This window comes from Pseudoalteromonas sp. S4492 (genome assembly GCF_005886115.1).
Classification (GTDB): Bacteria; Pseudomonadota; Gammaproteobacteria; order Enterobacterales; family Alteromonadaceae; genus Pseudoalteromonas; species Pseudoalteromonas gelatinilytica.
In genome coordinates this window covers 1-335 of record NZ_PNCP01000170.1, presented here as the reverse complement: position 1 = coordinate 335, position 335 = coordinate 1, and the positions used below count along the sequence as shown (strand labels likewise).

Annotated in this window: 1 protein-coding gene; it reads right to left on the bottom strand. The window is 60.9% G+C overall.

Annotated elements, in window-relative coordinates; all coding sequences use genetic code 11:
* Positions 1-272, bottom strand: a 272-nt coding sequence (locus tag CWC28_RS21280; RefSeq protein WP_138625748.1) for an aminotransferase class III-fold pyridoxal phosphate-dependent enzyme, incomplete at its 3' end; no start/stop codon positions are given.
* Positions 273-335: the final 63 nt, after the last annotated feature.

Genomic DNA, 335 nt, shown 5'->3' with positions numbered 1-335 from the left:
TCGAGTCCAGCAGGGGCGCGCTCGATGAGAAAGTCGGCCAGCTGCTCCATCGGGTCGCTGGTGAAAAACGAGGTGTGCGCGTAGGCCAGCTGGCTGACCTGGTCCTTGATGGCCTGCGCCACCGCCTCGTCGCTGTGCCCCAGGCATGACACGGCCGCTCCACCGCTGGCATCCAGATAGCGGCGGCCCTCACGATCGACGATGTAGGGGCCATCGCCCTTCACGGCGGTGGGATAATCATGATTGAGGTTGCGATGCAGTACGTGGCTCATGCGGGCTCCGTGGCGGCAGGGTGCGAATACTTAATGCAAATATGTAGTGCATTTATCGTTTAT